Origin of the sequence: Kitasatospora sp. NPDC090091 (genome assembly GCF_044747365.1) — a bacterium.
Taxonomy (GTDB): Bacteria; Actinomycetota; Actinomycetes; order Streptomycetales; family Streptomycetaceae; genus Kitasatospora.
Window position 1 is genome coordinate 35,788 of the sequence record NZ_JBIVDY010000023.1, and the last position, 17,084, is coordinate 52,871.

Consider the following 17,084-nt stretch of genomic DNA (forward strand, 5'->3'; position numbering starts at 1 on the left):
TGAGACCGGGGGTGGCGCGAAGAGCGCAAGCTGATACTGAGGTTGACGCTGATATCGGGGAACAGGTGGAGGTTCGAGTCCTCCCCCCGGCACCACGTGCCGGGGTGGCCCAACACGGCAGAGGCAACCCCGTGAAACTCAGACTCTCGCTCAAGTCTCAGCATTCGCCGCCGAGCGCCGGATCGACCGGTCAGGGGCCGAGAACGTCGGATGCGGGTTCGATTCCCGCCTGCGCCTCTCCATGGCGCGGTAGCTTCAACGGCAAAGCACGACGTTGTGAGATTGACCCCCGGCCTTAAACGTGCCGGTGCAGAGCAATTGGGTGGCACACCAGGGGCCCGGGAGCTGGATACCGCTCCCGGGCCCCGTCACGTCCGGACCGCCGGTGCTCCGCCGCCGGATCGCCGGTGGTGTCAGGACTCCTTGACGACGATCGTCTTGGCGGCCTTGTCGTGCAGGGCCTGCTGGAGGGGCTTGTCCCACAGCGGCCAGAGGACGTTCAGCAGGGCGAACAGCGAGCCGATGCAGTAGACCGCGCCGGGCAGGCTGTACACGGCGGCGCGGGCCAGGTAGCCGCCCTCGGCCGCCTTGCCGCCGTGCCCGAGGTCGACCGCCCGCAGACGCAGTGCCTTCTTGCCGAGCGTCTGGCCGCCCTGGGTGATCAGCATCACGGCCTCGTAGCCGAAGGCGAGCAGTGCCGTCGCGACGGAGAGCAGGAACGAGTTCTTGACGGCGAGGAAGAGCACGACGTTCGGGATCAGCAGCACGGCCACGTCGATCAGCCGGGCCAGCAGCCGCTCGCCGATCGGCGCGAGCTGCCGGCCGCCCGGTATCGGCGCGCCGCCGTAGGCGCCGGCCGGCGGCAGCCAGTGCGGCCACCCGCCCTGCGGCCGGCCGAACGGGGGCTGGCCGTACGGCTGCTGCCCGTACGGCGGGGGAGCGCCGTAGCCGCCCTGCGGCTGCTGCCCGTACGGCGCCTGCTGGCCGTAGGGGGCCTGGCCGTAGGGGCTCTGACCGGGGTTCTGGCCGTACGGGTGCTGCTGGCCGTGGCCGCCGGACTGGTCGTAGGGGTTCTGGCCGCTCGGGTAGCCGTATCCCGAGGGATCGCTGGTGCTCATGGTGTGCGCTGCTTCCGTGTTGCGGACGAGGTGGTGCCGCCCGTTCTACCGGGTGGCACTCCCGGTGGTCGACGCGGGGGTGGACCCTTGGCCGACGGGCGGCGGGCCGACGGCGCGTCGGGCGCCGCCCGGGTCGGCCTCCGGGGGTGGTGTCCGTCCGGGCCGCGTCGGCGCCGACCCGCCCGACCGCACGGGCTGACGGAGCACCACCAGGGCCTGGTCGGGCTGACCTTGCACCGGTCGAAGCGTACATCTACACGACTGTAGAGTTAAAGCCTTGGCAAAGGGCGGCTCGATCGGGGCCGGGTACGGGGCCGTCGGCCACGGGCGGGGAGGCGCCGACTGCTGCGCCGGAGGTCCGGGCGGCTGGATAGGGTGCGAAGGGTCGGGTGCTCCGCGTGCACCCGCCCGCACCGTCGAAGGGACCTCGCCATGCCGGCCGCACCTGCCACCGGATCCACCGCCCGGCCGCCGCTCACCCGGTTCGGACTGGGCACCGCCGCGGTCGGCCGGCCCGGCTACATCACGCTCGGCCGCGACCTCGACCTGCCGGCCGAGCGCACCGTCGAGGCGCTGCGCCGGCGTACCCACGACCTGCTCGACGCGGCCTACGCCGCCGGCGTCCGCTACTTCGACACCGCCCGGTCCTACGGCCGGGCGGAGGAGTTCCTCGGCGACTGGCTCGCCACCCGGCCCGAGGCCGCCGCCGAGGTGACCGTCGGCAGCAAGTGGGGCTACACCTACACCGCCGACTGGCGGGCCTCCGGCGTGCCCGTGCACGAGGTCAAGGAGCACGCGGTGGAGGTGTTCGACCGCCAGATCAAGGAGACCAGGGCGCTGCTCGGCACCCACCTGGACGTCTACCTGGTGCACTCCGTCACCCCGGACAGCCCGGCGCTGACCGACCCGGCCCTGCACGAGCGGCTGGCCGGCCTGGCCGCCGAGGGCGTCCGGATCGGCCTCTCGACCAGCGGTCCGGCGCAGGCCGACACCGTCCGCGCGGCCCTGGAGGTCTCGGTGGGCGGCCGGCCGCTGTTCGCCGCGCTGCAGTCCACCTGGAACCTGCTGGAGCCGTCCGCCGGGCCGGCCCTCGCGGCGGCCGCCGAGGCGGGCTGGCTGGTGGTGGTCAAGGAGGGCATGGCCAACGGCCGCCTCGCCGACCGCAACGCGACCGGTCCCGACACCGCCGCACTGCGCGCACTCGCCGCCCGGACCGGCGCGAGCTGCGACGCGCTCGCGCTGGCGGCGGTGGCCGCCCAGCCGTGGGCGGACCTCGTGCTCTCCGGCGCCGCCACCGCCGGGCAGCTCGCCTCCAACCTCGCCGCCGCCGAGCTGGACCTCACCCCGGCCGACCTCGCCGGCCTGTCCGTGCTCGCCGAGCCCGCCGAGGCCTACTGGCAGACCCGCGCCTCCCTCCCCTGGGCCTGACGGCCGGTAGGGAGGCTCTCCCGGATCTTGTCGGACCAGTGCACGGACACCCAGTCTTCCGAGGGCCCGGGAGCGATGCCCGCTGTCGCGCGCCCGGCAGGATCCGGAGGAACGGCCCAGGGTGTTCCCCGGCGGATCGGGCCAGGCCGCAAATCCGATGGCCACTTCTCCGGAGATGTTCCGGAATGCCCTCCCCGATCATGCTCGCGGCCCCATCATGTCCGCCATGACAGCGAGTTGGGGGCAGTCGCCCCAAGGCGGGGCCGACGGTGTGGGTGGGGACCCGGGGACGGCCGGCGGGACGGGCCCGGTGATCCGGAACCAGGTCACCGGCGGCATCCAGTACGCGGTGGTGCAGGGCCAGAACGTCACGGTCACCCTGCCGCCGAGGATCGAACCGCACCTCACCGGGCTGCCGCCCCTGGAGGAGACCTTCACCGGTCGGGACGAGGAACTCCAGGCGCTGCTGGCCGCTTTGGGCCCGGACCGTGAGCGGCCGGAGGCCCGGACCGTCTCCGCCGTGGCCGGACTGCCCGGAGTGGGAAAGACCGAGCTGGTCCTGCATGCGGCCAGGCAGGCCCTGCGCACCGAGGGCTGGTTCCCCGGCGGCGTGCTGTTCGTCGACCTGGCCGGCTACGACAAGGAGCGTCGGGTCACTCCCGAGAAAGCCCTGGACGGCTTTCTGCGCGCGCTCGGCCTGCCCGTCGAGCACATCCCGCACGACTTGCAGGACCTACGACGCCACTACACCTCGGTGCTCGCCGCCTACGCCGCCGAGGGCCGCCGGATCCTGGTGGTGATCGACAACGCATCGTCGGCTGCCCAGGTCGAACCGCTGCTGCCGGGTGACGGCGTGACCGCGGTGCTGGTCACTTCCCGGCACACCATCGGGGGCCTCGGCGCGCGGCTGCACGACCTCGACGTGCTGACTCCCGAGGCTGCAGTCGACGTGCTGCGCCGGGCCCTGCACACCGCGCGCGGCTCGGCGGACAACCGGATCGAGGACGACCCGGAGCACGCCCGGTTGATCGCCGAGCGCTGTGGCCACCTCCCGCTCGCCCTGCAGATCACGGCCGCACTGATGGCCGAGCGGACCGACCGCGCCCTTGCCGATTTCGCAGAGGATCTGGCGGACGCGCAGAACCGGTTGGACGAGTTATCGGTCCAGGGCGAGGCGGAGGGCCAGGACTGGGCGGTCCGGTCCGCCTTTGCCCTCTCCTGCGACCGACTGGACGAGGAGCAGGCCCGGCTGTTCGCCCTCCTGTCACTGAACGCCGGACCTGACATCTCCACCGAGGCCGCGACGGCGCTGGTGGGGCGCGAGGCCCGTGCCGCCCGCCGGATGCTGGAGGCGCTGTTCAGGGCTCATCTGCTCGCTCGCGGTGGCGCGAGCGACCGGTGGAGGATGCACGACCTGGTCCGGCTCTACGCCTTCGAGCGAGTCCAGACCGGATTGGGGCAGGAGGACGCAGGCGGGGCGCTCGGGCGGCTCTGGGAGCACTACCGGTCGACCGCAGAGGCCGCAGGCGGGGCAGTACAGCGCGGCGCGGGCGCCGTTCGGTCGGCGCGGTTCGCCGACCGGGAAGCAGCCGAGACCTGGCTGGAACGGGAGTACCCGAACCTGCTCGGTGCGATCGGCAACGCCGAAGCGGTCGACCGGCCGGCCGCCGCGGCAGCCCTGACCGCGTCGGTCTCCGGCTACCTCCACCGCAGCCGTCGGTTCGAGGAGGCGCTGTCGGCGGCGGTGGTGACACTGCGCTGTGTGCTGGGCGAGAGGCCGTCGAACCTGGAGGCCTGGGCGTTGGAGATGGTCGGGTTGGCCCTACTGGAGCTGGACCGGCATGAGGAGGGCGCCGCTCACTACTACCGGGCGTGCACGATCTACACGTTGTTGGACGACCGGCTGGGGCGGGCCCGGACCCTCGACCAACTGGGCGTGGCCCTGGCAGAGCTCGATGGCCGCGCGGAGCAGTCGGAAGAGGCGTTCGCACTGTCGCTCGCGCTCTTCCGCGAACTCGGCGACCGGGGCGGCGAGGCCGAGTGCCTGGCTCACCTCGGAAAGGTCCGCTACCACGAGCGGCGTTATCAGGAGGCCGTAGAACTGCATCGGCAGGCGGCCGAACTCTTCGCCGAGACCGGGGACGTGGTCGGTCGGCAGACCGCTGTCCTCCTCATGGCCGCTGCCCAGCAGGGGCTGGAGGAGTACGCGGCCACCCTGGACTCCTACGAGCAGAGCATCGACCTCTACCGGCAGCTGGGTGAGCGGCGGCAGGAGGGTACCGCGCTGGAACATCTCGGGGTGGCGCTGCTGAGCCTGAAGCGGCCGGCCGAGGCGGAGCGGCGGTTGCGTGAGGCGCTCGCGCTCTGGAGGGACCTCGACGACCTGGCCGCGCAGGCGCGGACGCTGGACAAACTGGCCGAGATGCTGGACGAGGCGGACCGGGTGGAGGAGGCCGAGACCGTGCTGCGCGAGCTCGTCGCGGTCGGCCGCGACCTCGGCGACCGGCTGGCCGAGGCACGCGCGCTGGCCCGGCTCCAGACAGTGGTGAGCCTCTCCGGCCGACCGGGGGAGGCCATCGCGGTCGGTCTTGCCGCAGCGCGGACCGCAGGCGAAGCCGGTGAGCCCGTGGGGGAGGCGGCGATCCTGCTGCTGCTCGGCCTCGACCTGATGGCCGAGCAGCGCTGGGCGGAGGGGGTGGAGGTGAACGGACGGGCGGTGGAGCTGCATCGGGAACTGGCCGACGAGGGTGGTGAGGCCATGGCTCTCGCCGGGCTCGGCGAGTCCCTGCTCCAGCTGCAGGAGGTGGAGGAGGCCGTCGCCGCGTTGGAGCGCGCGGCCGAGCGCCACCGGAGTGCCGGCAACCGGGAGCCCGAGGCCCGCGTTCTGAACCTGCTCGCCTTCGGGCTCCACCACCTGCCGTCCCCGCGCGACGACGATGCGGGCGAGGCGCTGCGCCGGGCCGCACAGCTCTACGGCGAGCTGGGGGACGACGACGGCGTGCGGCAGGCGAAGCAGAACCTGAAGCGGCTGCCCCGCAGGTCACGCTGACCATGGCGCGGGCGACCCACGGTTGGACGTCCGTGGGGTGGTCAGGAGAGTCGTGGCTGCCAGGGGTGGTGGCGCTGCTGCGGGGGTTCCACCGCGGTCCGCGGCCGTCAGCGCAGCATGGCCGCTACCTCTACCTCGCGGGCCCGCGCGGGGTCAGTTCGGTGAGGGCCCGGTCGAGGGTGGCCGTGAAGAAGTCCGCGGCCGGGCGGTCGATGCACAGCGGAGGCTTGATCTTCAGCACGTTCAGGTGGTCCCCGGTGGGCTGGACGACGACGCCGAGTTCGAGCATCCGGTCGCACAGCTCCGCGGTCTCCTCGGGGGCCGGTTCGAGGGTGTCGCGGTCGCGGACGAGCTCCACCCCGAGGTAGAGACCGGAGCCGTGCACCGCCCCGATGAGGGCGTGCCGGTCCGCGAGGGCGCGCAGCCCGTCCCGCAGGTGGCCGCCGACCCGGACGGCGTTGCCCTGGAGGTCCTCGTCGCGCAGGACGTCGAGGACGGTGAGCCCGGCGACGCTGGAGACCGGGCTGCCGCCGGTGGAGGAGAAGAAGTAGCCCTGGTCGCGGTAACGGTCGGCGACGGCCCGGGAGGTGATCACGGCGCCGAGCGGGTGGCCGTTGCCCATCGCCTTGGCCACGGTGACGATGTCCGGGACGACGTCCTGCTGCTCGAAGCCCCAGAACCAGGTGCCCAGGCGGCCGTAGCCGGCCTGGATCTCGTCCGCGATCGCCAGGCCCCCGTGGCGCCGCACCGCCGCGTACACCTGCCGGAGGTAGCCGTCGGGCAGCGCGACCGCTCCGGCGTTGCCGTAGAAGGACTCGGAGACGAAGGCACCGGCGGGCCGGCCGGAGGCGGCGAGCTCGTCGACGGCCCTGACGGCGTCGGCCGCGTAACCGGCCGCGTCGGTGCCGCGCAGCCGCCCCCGGTACGGGTTCGGCGAGTCCACCGTGTGCACCCAACTCGGGCGACTGCTGAGCGCGTTGGGGTTGTCGGCGATAGAGGTGGAGACGGCGTCCGAGGCGTACGTCCAGCCGTGGTAGGCCTCGCGCAGGGCGACCACGTCGTGGTGGCCGGTCGCGCCGATCGCCAGGCGCAGGGCCAGATCGACCGCCTCGGAGCCGGAGTTGACCAGGAACACGGTGTCGAGCGGGGCGGGCAGCAGGGCGGCCAGCCGCTCGGTGAACTCCACCACCGAGGCGTAGTGGAAGCGCGAGTTGGTGTTGAGCCGCCGCAACTGCCGGGCGACGGCCCGCTCCACGCGCGGGTGCGCGTGGCCGAGGGGCGTCACGTTGTTGACCATGTCGAGGTAGGCCCGGCCGTCCGTGGACACCAGGTGGTGCCGCCAGCCGCGCTCGATCCGCGGCGGCTCGTCGTAGTAGTGCTCCTGCACGGTGGCGAACGACGCGCCGCGTCGGTGGAGCAGCTCGGCGGGCGAGGTGGTGGCGCCCGTTGCCGGCAGCCCGAGCAGGCCGGCGGGGTCGGCGGTCAGCGCGAGCCACCCCGCCGCGTACTCGGGCCGGACCAGGGCCGGCACCTCGGGGCTGCGCCGGCGCCGCAGGGCGAGGCGGAGCCGGGTGCCGGCCGGCAGCGACGCCAGCAGGTCGCCGGCGTTCAGGGGAGAGCCGGCGGGTGTGTCGGAGGCGGGGGCCGGGGTCGCAGGGGCGGTCGGCAGGTCCGGGGTCGCGGAGAGGGCCCACGAGAGGTCGAGCAGGTGGAGGCCGCAGGTGAGGACCACGCGGCCGGGGGAGATCGCGACCAGTTCGCCGTCGCGGGGTGCCCGCAGCTCGGCCGGCGCGCCGAGCCAGAGGTCGATCCCGGTGGCCACGGTGGCGGGCGACTCGGCGGCCAGCGTGGTGGCGGCGGTGAGCCGGGACTGGCCGTAACGGGTGGCCACGGCGGCGCTGCCGCGTGCCAGCAGCGCGGCCGCGAGCCGGTCCTCGATGCCCGGCTCCAGCCAGGCGCCGTGGTCCATCGCGTCACCTTCGGTCGACAGGTCCAGCAGCGCGATCCCGGCGGGGGCCAGGCCGGCGACGACCGGTCGGCCCACCGGCAGCGAGGGCGCCGGCCGGACGGGGAGGCCGAGGGCATCGGCGATCACGGCCGACATCACCGCGGACGGCACCGAGACGGCCTGCTCGAAGATCCGCCACTCGCCCTCCAGGGCGGTGACGGCGTAGGCGTTGTCGCCGTCGACGGCCGCCTGCTGCCGCCCGCTGACGACGAGCGCGGCGGCCCGGAGCACGACCAGCGGCCACAGGGCCGCCGCCTCGTCGGCGGAGAGCGGGCGGAGGGCGTGGAAGGCACGCACGGCCGGCAGGACGTGGTGCGGCTCCGCACCGGCGTGGCGCAGTACGGAGGAGAGGCAGACGGCGAGCTCGGCCACTGCCCAGCTGGTCGTGAGGTCGCCGAAGTCGATGATCCCGTCGGGGAGGCCGAGCAGGCTGTCGGGGGAACGGACCAGGTTGTCGTCGGTGAGGTCGAGATGCACCGTCTGGCGGGGCAGGCCTTCGGCCACTGCGTCGAGCTCCGCCCAGGCCGCGGCCGCGGCGGCCTCGACGGCGGTGCGCCGCTCCGGCTCGGTGACGTGGTGCACCAGGTCGGCGACCACGCGGTCCGCGTGCTGCGGGTCCCACTGCAGGACGCGGTCCAGGCCGGGGTGGCGGAAGTCGCGCAGCGCCGCGCTGACCCGGCCGGCGATGGCGCCCATGGCCGCCACCGTGCGGGGAGGGAGGTGGTGCGGCCCCGAGAGGGCGCCGCCGGGCAGGTAGCGCAGCAGCCGGGCGGTGACCGGCCCGTCCGTGGTGGGGACGGTCGCGCTGCGGCGGTCGCCGGCTTGGTCGCGCAGCACGGTCGCCACGCGCAGCTCGGGGTGGGCGGCGGCGACGAGGTCGGCTGCGGTGTCCTGGGCCTCGATCTCGGTGGGGCCGAACGCCGGGTTGGCGATCTTGAGCACGGCCACGGGGGCGCCGGCGTCCGGGTGGAGGAGGAAGTTGGTGTCCTGCTGGCTGCCGAGGGACTCCGCGCGGACGGTGAGGCCGAAGGCCTCGGCGGCGATCCGGCCGGCGTCCTCCGCGGTCACCCGCGGGGCCGGGAGGGCCTTGCGGGCGAAGAAGTCGACGCCGGCGGGGCGAGGGGCGGGGTGCTCGTGGGGGTGCTCGTGGGACATGTCGAGGGTCCTTGTCCGGGGCAGGCGCGGCGGGCGTGCGGGCGGCGGGCACGGCGGGTCGGCGTGCGGTGGGGGACGGCACGCTGGGGGGCAGGCGGAGGAGGGGCAGGGCGGTCGGCCGAGGGGCAGGGCCGTCAGCCGACGTCCCAGAGGAAGCGGTGCGTGTGAATCCCGAAGTAGGGGAAGTTCTCGACGGCCGTCACGCCCTCGACGGGGCGCACCACGTCGTTGATGAAGTCCAGCAGTGCGGCCGGGCTGGGGCAGACGACCTCGGTGAACAGGTCGAAGGTGCCCGAGGTCAGCACGGCGTAGATGACCTCCCCGTGGCGCGAGAGTGCATCGGCCACCGCGCGGGGATCGCCGTCGACGCGGACGCCGAGCAGCGCCATCGCCTGGCCCCCCATCGCCATCGGGTCGGTGACCCCGACGACCTGGACCACCTTGGCGTCGATCAGCCGCTGGAGCCGCTGCCGGGCCGCCGAGGGCGACAGCCCGACCTTCGGCCCCAGGTCGGCGTACGGGATGCGGCCGTCGGTCTGGAGCTCGCGCAGGATCGCCCGGTCGATTTCGTCCATGCCGCTCACCGCCCCGCGGGCCGGTCGGAACGGCGGACGAGCGCTGCCGCGGCGGCGGGCGACAGCGGTGGGAGGGATCGGTCCATGGCGAGTCCTTCGGCGCGGTCCGGTTCGGCCTGGCTCGACCCTACGATCGATTCGAGCGTGATCGCAATGCCCAACGCTCGAATCGATTGCCGCTACACGCGTAGCGAGCGCGCAGGCGGCCCGCTACGCCGTTCCGGTCCCAACCTCCCGCCCTCCGGAAGCCCGGTCGGACCCGGGGCGGTGACCGGCGATTGCCCCAGCTACCGGCAACTGCTCGGACCGGCTCATGCTCGGCACCCTTGGGCGCGCATGCCCGGGGCCGAAGCGCCGGGCCCGGGCGGGGTCAGGCCAGCCGGCCCTTCAGCCAGTGCCGGACCTCGGGGGTCACCGGGTCGGTGATGTCGGCGAAGTCGTCGTGCTTGGTGAGGAACTTGGCGACGTACGGGCAGATCGGGACGAGGTGCCGGCCGGTGGCACGCACGTCGGTCAGGGCCTCCTGGACCAGCACGGAGGCGAGGCCCCGGCCCGCGTACTCCTCGTCGACCACGGTGTGGAAGAACACCCGCTGCGTTCCGTGGTCGCGGTACTCGGTGAACCCGGCGAGCTTCCCGTCGACGAGGATCTCGTACCGGTTGCGCTCCTCGGCGGGCTGGACGACGGGGGCGGCGGAGGGCTGGGTCATGGTGGACCTTCCGGAGGTCTCGGGGCGCGGGGCTCGCGCGCGGGGCGGCGTAGTGCGCCCATCATGCCCGAGGCGCGGCCGTAAACGATCATCGGCCGGTCGGCCCTGCGGGCTCGCGGGTGGGTCAGCGGCCCTTGGGCGGACCGCTCTTCTCGTCGTCCGCCCCACGGACGACGGCGAACCGCTCGGGCTGTACGTCCCCGCGCCGGGCGACGACGCGGTAGCTGAACTCGCTGCGCGCGGAGCCGACGGCCGCGCGCACACCGAAGCCGGTCGGGGTCCGGTCCGCCACGTAGAGGCCGCTGCCGGCCTCGTACTCCGTCAGGAAGACGTGGTACGGGCCGTTCTCGGTGGCCGCGACGAAATCCGGATGGAGGGTGACCTGGGCACGGCCGTCCACGAGGCGGCCGAAGCCGAAGTCCTCGAACCAGCTCTCCGGGGCCTCCACGGCGTACCACAACCGGTGCGTGCCGTCGTCCATCCGGAGTGCCGCGGACTTGGTGCCCGTCACCTGGAAGTCCCCTTCCACGTGCACCTTGCCGGCGAAGCGGCCGGCGTAGCCGCTGTCGGACCGGGCCCAGAGGGCGTAGGCGCTCGGGCCGTTGTGGGCCTCGGCGATGACGCCGTTGCCGTTGACGGTGGTCGAGATCCCGAAGACGCCGGCGTTCGCCGTTCCGTTCCCGGCGCCCCTCACACCGTCACCGTCGGCGCCGCCCTCGCAGGTGGCGACCATGCCTCCGGAGGTGCCGCCGAACCGGGCGCCCAGCGGGAAGGCGGCGGGCTCGGTCTCGTAGCCGGTGTCCGCCGGGCCGACGGCCCTGAAGTGACTGCCGTCCACCATGATCGACCTCCGTGCTGCCAGGTTGCGGTTCGGTCCGGGCGGACCGGGGAGCCGCGTGCACCCCACGACCCTGCAGTCCGGGACCAGGTATAGCCCGAGTCCCGGACGGGCCCCGGCCGGACGCGCGGGGCCCGACCTGATCGGCGTAGCCGACGTCCTCCCGGACGCCGCCCCGGCGCTGGCGATGCCGCCGCGTCGACCGAGCCGCAGTCGACCGAGCAGCCGTCAACTGAGCAGCCGTCAACTGAGTAGGGGTACTCATGACAACCGCCGTGCCGACGGGGGAGGATGCGGCCATGAAGATGATCAAGGGGGCGGGAGTCCGGGTCGGCGCGCCGGCGGCGGTGGTGGCGCTGGCGGTGCTGGTGGCCGGATGCGGGACGCAGCGGGCGGGGGAGACCGCCGGCGCGGGCGGCGGGCCGGCGCTCACCGCGACCGCGGGGCCGAGTACGCCGCTGGACCCGCCCTGCGCGGGCGAGACTCCCACGCCGAAGCCGACGCCGACGCGCACCTCCACCGCCTCCGCCCCGAACCCGGCGCTCGGCGACCACTACGCCGAGAACAACGGCTTCAAGGTCCCCCTCCCGCTGCACGGCCAGCGACGCTGCGACGGGCTCGCGGCGGAGGCGCGCATCAAGGGCGCGCTCGAACCGCTGCGCCGCCGCGGCGACTTCACCCCCGAGAGCAGCCGCAACGCGCTCACAGCCCTCGGCTACGCCGCCGGAAAGGTGCAGGTGCACCAGAACGGGCCCACCGGGATCTCCTTCCTCGTGGACGCCTCGTCGCTCTGCCTGGAGGGAAGGATGGACGCGGCCGTCACCAGGACGGAATCCTTCGGCGGCTACCCCGACCACACCGGCTGCGACGTCCCTTCGGGCGGTCACTGACGAGGAACGACGGGAGCACCCCTTCGAGGCGGGCCGAATTCGATCGACTGTCGAACGGTCCAGCAGGTCTGGTCCCGGGGCGGGAGCCCGGGATGAGTGCTCCGGCCCGTCACCCGCGGGGTGACGGGCCGCGCCGCGTGCGTGCGGTGCGGCCGAGTGCGTGCGGTGCGGGAGGGTCGGAGGGCGCTACTCGTGCTCGGGGGTGAAGGGGCCCTCGTCGACGAAGCGGCGCAGCTGGCGGGCGAAGGCCCGGGCCTCCTCCGGTGGCCAGGAGGCGAGCGTGGCCTCGATGCCGGCGGCCAGCCGCTGCCTGGTGGCCGCCACGACGCTGTGGCCCTCCTCGGTGAGTGCGAGCAGGGTCGCGCGGCCGTCGGCGGGGTCGGGCTGGCGCTGGAGCAGGGCGGCCCGCTCCAGCCGGTCGGCGCGGCGGGTCACGGTGGTGCGGTCCAGGCCGATCTCGCGGCCGAGGTCGGCGGCGCTGCACGCTCCGGTCCGGGCGAGGCCGCTGAGGACGGGGTAGGTGAGCTCGTCGACCGCCTCCCCGAGTCCGGCGGTCAGCCGGGTGTAGAGGTGTGCGCGGGTGCTGCGGCGCAGGAGCAGGCCAAGTGCTTCGGCGATGTCGTGTCCGGTCGAGTTCTCCACCCCTCCAGACTAGCGTGCGCGACGCACGCTTCTCCTGTACAGTCATAAGCGTGCTTGAGACACGCATCTCCGATCGACCGACGGCGGGTCACCCCCCGCACGCAACCGAAGGAATTCCTGTGAACCGCACCGACATCCGCGCCGCCCTCACCGACCTGCTCTTCACCCCGGGCCTCGACCTCGACGAGGCCGCCGACCGGCACTTCGCCCCCGACTACCGCCAGCGCACCGACGGCGACTGGGCCGACCGCGCCGAGTTCCTCACACACATCGCCCACCTGCGCAAGGTCGTCGCCGGCGGCACGATAGAGGTGCACGACGAGCTCGCGGTGGGCGACCGCTACGCCGACCGCCACACCGTGGACGTGACCAAGACCGACGGGTCCACCGTCCGCATGGAGGTCTACCTCTTCGCCGAGTTCGCCCCCGACGGCCGCTTCCGCCGCATCGAGGAGACCACCCTCATGCTCGCCGGCGCCGAGCACGACCGGAACCTCGGCAGCGCCCGCTGAACACCGGCCGGATCGAGCGGTTGCGCGGGTCGGCGGCTCACGCCCCGGCCTGCGCCCCGGCCCGCGTGCTGCCGCGCCGCCGCTCCTCCAGCGCCTGCCAGACGTGGTCGCGCAGGAACGGTGCCTCGGTGAAGCGGATGCCGGTGGCGTCGCGCAGCGCGTTGGCGAAGGCGGGGGGCACCGGGTTGAAGGGGCTCTCGGACATCGACTTCGCGCCGAGCGGCCCGATGGCGTCCGAGGTCTCGGAGAAGTGCACCTCGGTGCGCGGCACATCGGCGTACGCGGGCAGGCGGTAGCGGCGGAAGGCGGCGGTGGTGACCTCGCCCCGCCCGTCGAGCAGGACCCGTTCGAACAGGGTGGCGCCGAGGGCCTGGGCGACGCCGCCCTCGACCTGGCCGCGGCACTGGAGCGGGTTCATGACCTTGCCGGCGTCAGCGCCGTGGACGCTGCGCAGGATCCGGATCTCCCCGGTGTTTGGGTCGACGGCGATCCGGAACCACTGGGAGTTGAAGGCCACCGAGCGCGGCGAGCCGCCGAAGTGGCCGTCGGCGCTGAGCTCGACGCCCCGGCCGCGCGCGGCCTCGTGGAGCTCCTTGAGCGTGACCACCCGGCCGTCGCACTCCACCGCGTCGGCGGTGAGCCGCAGCAGGCTGCGCGGGGTGCGGGCGTACTCGGCGGTGAAGGTGAGGATCTGCTCGGCGAGCGCGTTGGCCGCCTTCATCACCGCCTTGCCCGCGACGACCGTGCCGGCGGAGCCGAACGCGCCGGTGTCGTGGCGCACCACGTCGGTGTCGGACTGCCGGATGCCGATCCGGTCCACCGTGGTGCCGAGCGCGCCGGCGGTGATCTGCTTGTGGACCGTGGTGGTGCCGTTGCCGAACTCGGCGGTGCCGACGGCGATGTCGTACGTGCCGTCCTCCAGCAGCTTCACCGTGGCGTCGGCGATGTGGCCGCCGGGCGGGCCGCAGGCGATGGCCGCCATCGCGAAGCCCTGGCCCACCAGCCAGCCCTCGGGGGCGAGTTCGGCGCTGGTGTCGTCGGCGAGGGCGTTGCGGACGACGCCGAGGCACTGGTCGAGTCCGTAGCTGGCGATGTGCAGGTCCTCCTCCTCGCCGAGCGGGCCCTCCATGTGTTCGCCGGGGCCGATGATGTTCCGTTCGCGCAGCACGAGTGGGTCGATGCCCAGGTGCCTGGCGAGCTCGTCCATCGCCGACTCCACCGCGAAGGTGACCTGGCCGAGGCCGTAGCCGCGGAACGCGCCCGCCGGGACGGCGTTGGTGTAGACGGAGTACGCCTCGACCTTCTTGTGCGGGGCGCGGTAGACGCCCATCGACTCGCCGATGCTGTGGAACATCACCGCGGGGCCGTGGTTGCCGTACGCGCCGGTGTCGGCGACGACGCGGAACTGCAGGGCCGTCAGCGTGCCGTCGCGCCTGGCGCCGAGCTTCACCGTGATCGTGAACGGGTGCCGGGTGGTGGCGCCGTAGAACTGCTCGGCGCGGGTGAACTCCAGCTTCACCGGCCGGTGCAGCCGCATCGCCGCGAGGACCGCGATGTCCTCGGTGAGCATCTCCTGCTTGCCGCCGAAGCCACCGCCGACCCGGCCCGCGACCACCCGGACCTTCTCCATCGGCAGACCGTACAAGTCGCACAGCGCGCGCCGGGTGAGGAACGGCACCTGGGTGGAGGAGCGGACGACGATCCGCTCGTCCCCGGTCTCCTCGATCTGCTCGAAGTAGACGACGCAGCCGTGCGTCTCCAGGCTGGCGTGCTGCACCCGCTGGGTCCGGAACGTCTCCTCGTAGACCACGTCCGCCTCGCGCCAGCCCTGCTCGACGTCGCCCAGCTCGCCGTGGGCCTCGCCGCAGACGTTGTTCTCCGGGCGGACGATCCGCGATTCGGGCCCCTTGGGGTGGATCACCGGGGCGCCCGCCGCCATCGCCTCCTCGGGATCCAGGACGTACGGCAGCTCCTCGTACTCGACGGCGATCCGGCGGCAGCCCTCCTCGGCCGCGCCCTCGCTCTCGGCGACCACCGCGGCGACCCGCTGGCCCACGAACCGCACCACGTCGTCCAGCACCCGGGTGTCGTCCGGGTCCTCGGTGGGGTGCTCGTGGCGGGCCGAGGAGTAGAGCCGGTCCGGCGCGTCGTGGTGGGTGAACACCGCGACGACGCCGGGCACCCGCAGCGCCGCCGAGGTGTCGATCGAGACGATCCGGGCGTGCGGGTGCGGGGAGCGCAGCAGCTTCATGTGCAGCAGCCCCTCGATGTCGACGTCGAAGGTGTAGCGGGCGGTGCCGGTGACGACCTGCGGACCGGCGGGCGCGCCGAGGCTGCGGCCGACCGCCTTTCCCGCGCACGGCCGTTCGGTGTGCTTGACCCCGCGGACGGCGTCCTCGATCGCGCGGTAGCCGGTGCAGCGGCACAGGTTGCCCTTCAGCGCCCGGGGCAGGTCGGCGCGCTTCTCCGCGTCGAAGGCGTCGGCGGAGGTGGTCATCAGGAAGCCGGCGGTGCAGAAGCCGCACTGGAAGCCCTGGGCGTCCAGGAACCGCTGCTGCATCGGGTGCAGTTCGCCGCCCTCGGAGGCCAGCCCCTCCACGGTGGTGACCGAGCGGCCCTCGGCGCGCAGCGCCGGGTAGAGGCAGCTGTGCACCGGCTCGCCGTCGACCTGGACGGTGCAGGCGCCGCAGTCGCCGGCGTCGCAGCCCTTCTTGACGCCGAACCAGCCCTGGTCGCGCAGGTAGGTGCGCAGGCACTGCCCGGCGCGTGGCTCGGTGTCGTGGTCCTCGCCGTTGACCCGGATGGAGAAGCTCATCGTCCGGTCTCCTCGATCAGCTCGCGGCGGATCTCCTCGGCGAAGCGGTACGTCATGTGGCGCCGCCAGGCGGGGAGTCCGTGGATGTCGTCGAAGTACTCCCCGGGCCCGATCGCGTGGTCGAGGGCCTCGCGTACCGCCTCGGTGTTCGGCGGGACGGCGAAGCGCAGCTGGATCGGCCGCACGGTGGAGGCGGTGACGGTGAGCGCCAGCTCGCCGTCGATCGGGTCGCGTGCCCCGATCAGCAGGGCGCCGGAACGGCCGAGCCCGTAGAGCGAGGCCTGCCGGAAGGCCGTACGGCTCGCCAGCGTCCGGGCGGGGAGGGTGATCGAGCGCAGGAGCTCACCGGGCTGCAGGTCCTTGACGCCAGCGCCGACGACGAAGTCCTTCACCGGCACCTCGCGCACCTCGCCGGCCTGGGACAGCAGGGTGCACGTGCCGTCCAGGGCCGCGGTCAGTGAGATCATCGGCCCGGCGGGGAGCCCGTTGCAGAGATTGCCGCCCACGGTGGCCATGTTCCAGATCTTCCAGGAGGCCAGGAAGGCCCGGCAGCACTGCTCGAAGAGCGGCGCCGCCGGCCGGTCCACCGTACCGGCGAAGCGGGAGAGCTGGGCGATGGTGCAGGTCGCGGCGATCTCCAGGTCGCCCGCGGCGGTCACCCGGACCGGCTCCCAGCCCATCCGGCTCAGGTCGAGCAGCCGGCGGACGTGCGGCTGGGGCTCGGAGAACAGGTACGTCCCGCCGCCCAGCCAGGCGTCGCCGGGCCGCCAGCTGTCGCGGCGCCTCGCGTCACGCAGCTCCACCACCGTGTTCAGGTCCACCTGCCACCACCGTCCTCGACCGTTCAGTAGAGCGATTGAAGCAACGCGGGCGGGCGGGAACGAGTGGTTCCGCCTACCAGGTGTGGCCATGCGAGTTGGTGAATCCACCAGGCGTGCAACCTCGCAGATGCGATGGTGCTACGCGTAGTGCCCTGGCGAATGCGAGGCGCGATGGAGCGCCGGGGTGGGAGGCGGCCGGAGCCGGGTACCCCGCGGGCTTGCGGCGCCGGCTGCGCGCCCCCGGTGGTGCGACCCCGGCGCAGACCCGTCCGCCGACCCCCTGCCGGTGGCGCCCGGGCCGCCGATCCCGTTCCGGTGCCCGCACACGCCACTTATGGTCATGGCGGCAGGCGCGACCGGGGTGGACTCCTGAGGGGGATCATGCACATCTACTGCGACCGTTGCGGGTTCGAGCGCGAGTACACCGGAGCCATGAACCAGAACGGCGTCCCGTGCGCCGTCTGCGTCCACGGGCACATGCGCAACGGCACTCCGGACCGAGGCTTCACCGTCACGGACGCCGG

General features: G+C 73.6%; 12 protein-coding genes. 4 read left to right on the top strand and 8 right to left on the bottom strand.

Going from position 1 to position 17,084, the window contains the following annotated elements; genetic code table 11:
* Positions 1 to 413: 413 nt before the first annotated feature.
* Positions 414 to 1,118: an RDD family protein gene (locus ACIPSC_RS31300; protein ID WP_400830621.1), complete on the bottom strand. Its 705-nt coding sequence runs from the start codon at positions 1,116 to 1,118 to the stop codon at positions 414 to 416.
* 432 nt (positions 1,119 to 1,550) lie between these two features.
* Here ACIPSC_RS31300 and ACIPSC_RS31305 point away from each other — a divergent pair, with 432 nt between their 5' ends.
* Positions 1,551 to 2,546: an aldo/keto reductase gene (locus ACIPSC_RS31305; protein WP_400830623.1), complete on the top strand. Its 996-nt coding sequence runs from the start codon at positions 1,551 to 1,553 to the stop codon at positions 2,544 to 2,546.
* 310 nt (positions 2,547 to 2,856) lie between these two features.
* Entirely contained in the window at positions 2,857 to 5,595 is a 2,739-nt protein-coding gene (locus tag ACIPSC_RS31310) for an ATP-binding protein (protein ID WP_400830625.1), read from the top strand.
* Between the two features lie 130 nt (positions 5,596 to 5,725).
* On the opposite strand, the gene ACIPSC_RS31315 is transcribed toward ACIPSC_RS31310, so the two are convergent.
* The 4 genes from ACIPSC_RS31315 to ACIPSC_RS31330 form a co-directional block, all read right to left on the bottom strand.
* Positions 5,726 to 8,758 (bottom strand): aminotransferase, encoded by a 3,033-nt coding sequence (locus ACIPSC_RS31315; protein WP_400830627.1) that lies wholly within the window; start codon positions 8,756 to 8,758, stop codon positions 5,726 to 5,728.
* A 134-nt stretch (positions 8,759 to 8,892) separates the two neighbouring features.
* Complete coding sequence (locus tag ACIPSC_RS31320) at positions 8,893 to 9,333, bottom strand: Lrp/AsnC family transcriptional regulator (protein WP_400830630.1); 441 nt, start codon at positions 9,331 to 9,333, stop codon at positions 8,893 to 8,895.
* 370 nt (positions 9,334 to 9,703) lie between these two features.
* Positions 9,704 to 10,042, bottom strand: coding sequence for a GNAT family N-acetyltransferase (locus tag ACIPSC_RS31325; RefSeq protein WP_400830632.1), 339 nt, complete (start codon positions 10,040 to 10,042; stop codon positions 9,704 to 9,706).
* Between the two features lie 124 nt (positions 10,043 to 10,166).
* Complete coding sequence (locus tag ACIPSC_RS31330) at positions 10,167 to 10,883, bottom strand: hypothetical protein (protein WP_400830635.1); 717 nt, start codon at positions 10,881 to 10,883, stop codon at positions 10,167 to 10,169.
* A 296-nt stretch (positions 10,884 to 11,179) separates the two neighbouring features.
* Between ACIPSC_RS31330 and ACIPSC_RS31335 the strand changes: the two genes are divergently transcribed.
* Complete coding sequence (locus tag ACIPSC_RS31335) at positions 11,180 to 11,770, top strand: hypothetical protein (RefSeq protein WP_400830638.1); 591 nt, start codon at positions 11,180 to 11,182, stop codon at positions 11,768 to 11,770.
* Positions 11,771 to 11,956: 186 nt separating this feature from the next.
* On the opposite strand, the gene ACIPSC_RS31340 is transcribed toward ACIPSC_RS31335, so the two are convergent.
* Positions 11,957 to 12,412, bottom strand: a complete 456-nt coding sequence (locus ACIPSC_RS31340) for a MarR family winged helix-turn-helix transcriptional regulator (protein ID WP_400830641.1) — start codon at positions 12,410 to 12,412, stop codon at positions 11,957 to 11,959.
* A gap of 119 nt (positions 12,413 to 12,531) precedes the next feature.
* On the opposite strand from ACIPSC_RS31340, the gene ACIPSC_RS31345 reads away from it, so the two are divergent.
* Positions 12,532 to 12,924, top strand: coding sequence for a nuclear transport factor 2 family protein (locus ACIPSC_RS31345; RefSeq protein ID WP_400830644.1), 393 nt, complete (start codon positions 12,532 to 12,534; stop codon positions 12,922 to 12,924).
* A gap of 37 nt (positions 12,925 to 12,961) precedes the next feature.
* Here ACIPSC_RS31345 and ACIPSC_RS31350 read toward each other — a convergent pair whose 3' ends face one another.
* Entirely contained in the window at positions 12,962 to 15,739 is a 2,778-nt protein-coding gene (locus tag ACIPSC_RS31350) for a molybdopterin-dependent oxidoreductase (RefSeq protein WP_400830646.1), read from the bottom strand.
* On the bottom strand, positions 15,736 to 16,560 hold the full coding sequence (locus ACIPSC_RS31355; protein WP_400830650.1) for an FAD binding domain-containing protein: 825 nt from the start codon (positions 16,558 to 16,560) through the stop codon (positions 15,736 to 15,738). Before ACIPSC_RS31355 ends, ACIPSC_RS31350 begins: the two co-directional genes overlap by 4 nt.
* Positions 16,561 to 17,084: the final 524 nt, after the last annotated feature.

Coding starts and splice junctions, on each gene's coding strand:
- ACIPSC_RS31300 (WP_400830621.1), bottom strand. CDS start 1,118: ATGAGCACCAGCGATCCCTCGGGATACGGCTACCCGAGCGGCCAGAAC.
- ACIPSC_RS31330 (WP_400830635.1), bottom strand. CDS start 10,883: ATGGTGGACGGCAGTCACTTCAGGGCCGTCGGCCCGGCGGACACCGGC.
- ACIPSC_RS31305 (WP_400830623.1), top strand. CDS start 1,551: ATGCCGGCCGCACCTGCCACCGGATCCACCGCCCGGCCGCCGCTCACC.
- ACIPSC_RS31335 (WP_400830638.1), top strand. CDS start 11,180: ATGAAGATGATCAAGGGGGCGGGAGTCCGGGTCGGCGCGCCGGCGGCG.
- ACIPSC_RS31350 (WP_400830646.1), bottom strand. CDS start 15,739: ATGAGCTTCTCCATCCGGGTCAACGGCGAGGACCACGACACCGAGCCA.
- ACIPSC_RS31315 (WP_400830627.1), bottom strand. CDS start 8,758: ATGTCCCACGAGCACCCCCACGAGCACCCCGCCCCTCGCCCCGCCGGC.
- ACIPSC_RS31320 (WP_400830630.1), bottom strand. CDS start 9,333: ATGGACGAAATCGACCGGGCGATCCTGCGCGAGCTCCAGACCGACGGC.
- ACIPSC_RS31325 (WP_400830632.1), bottom strand. CDS start 10,042: ATGACCCAGCCCTCCGCCGCCCCCGTCGTCCAGCCCGCCGAGGAGCGC.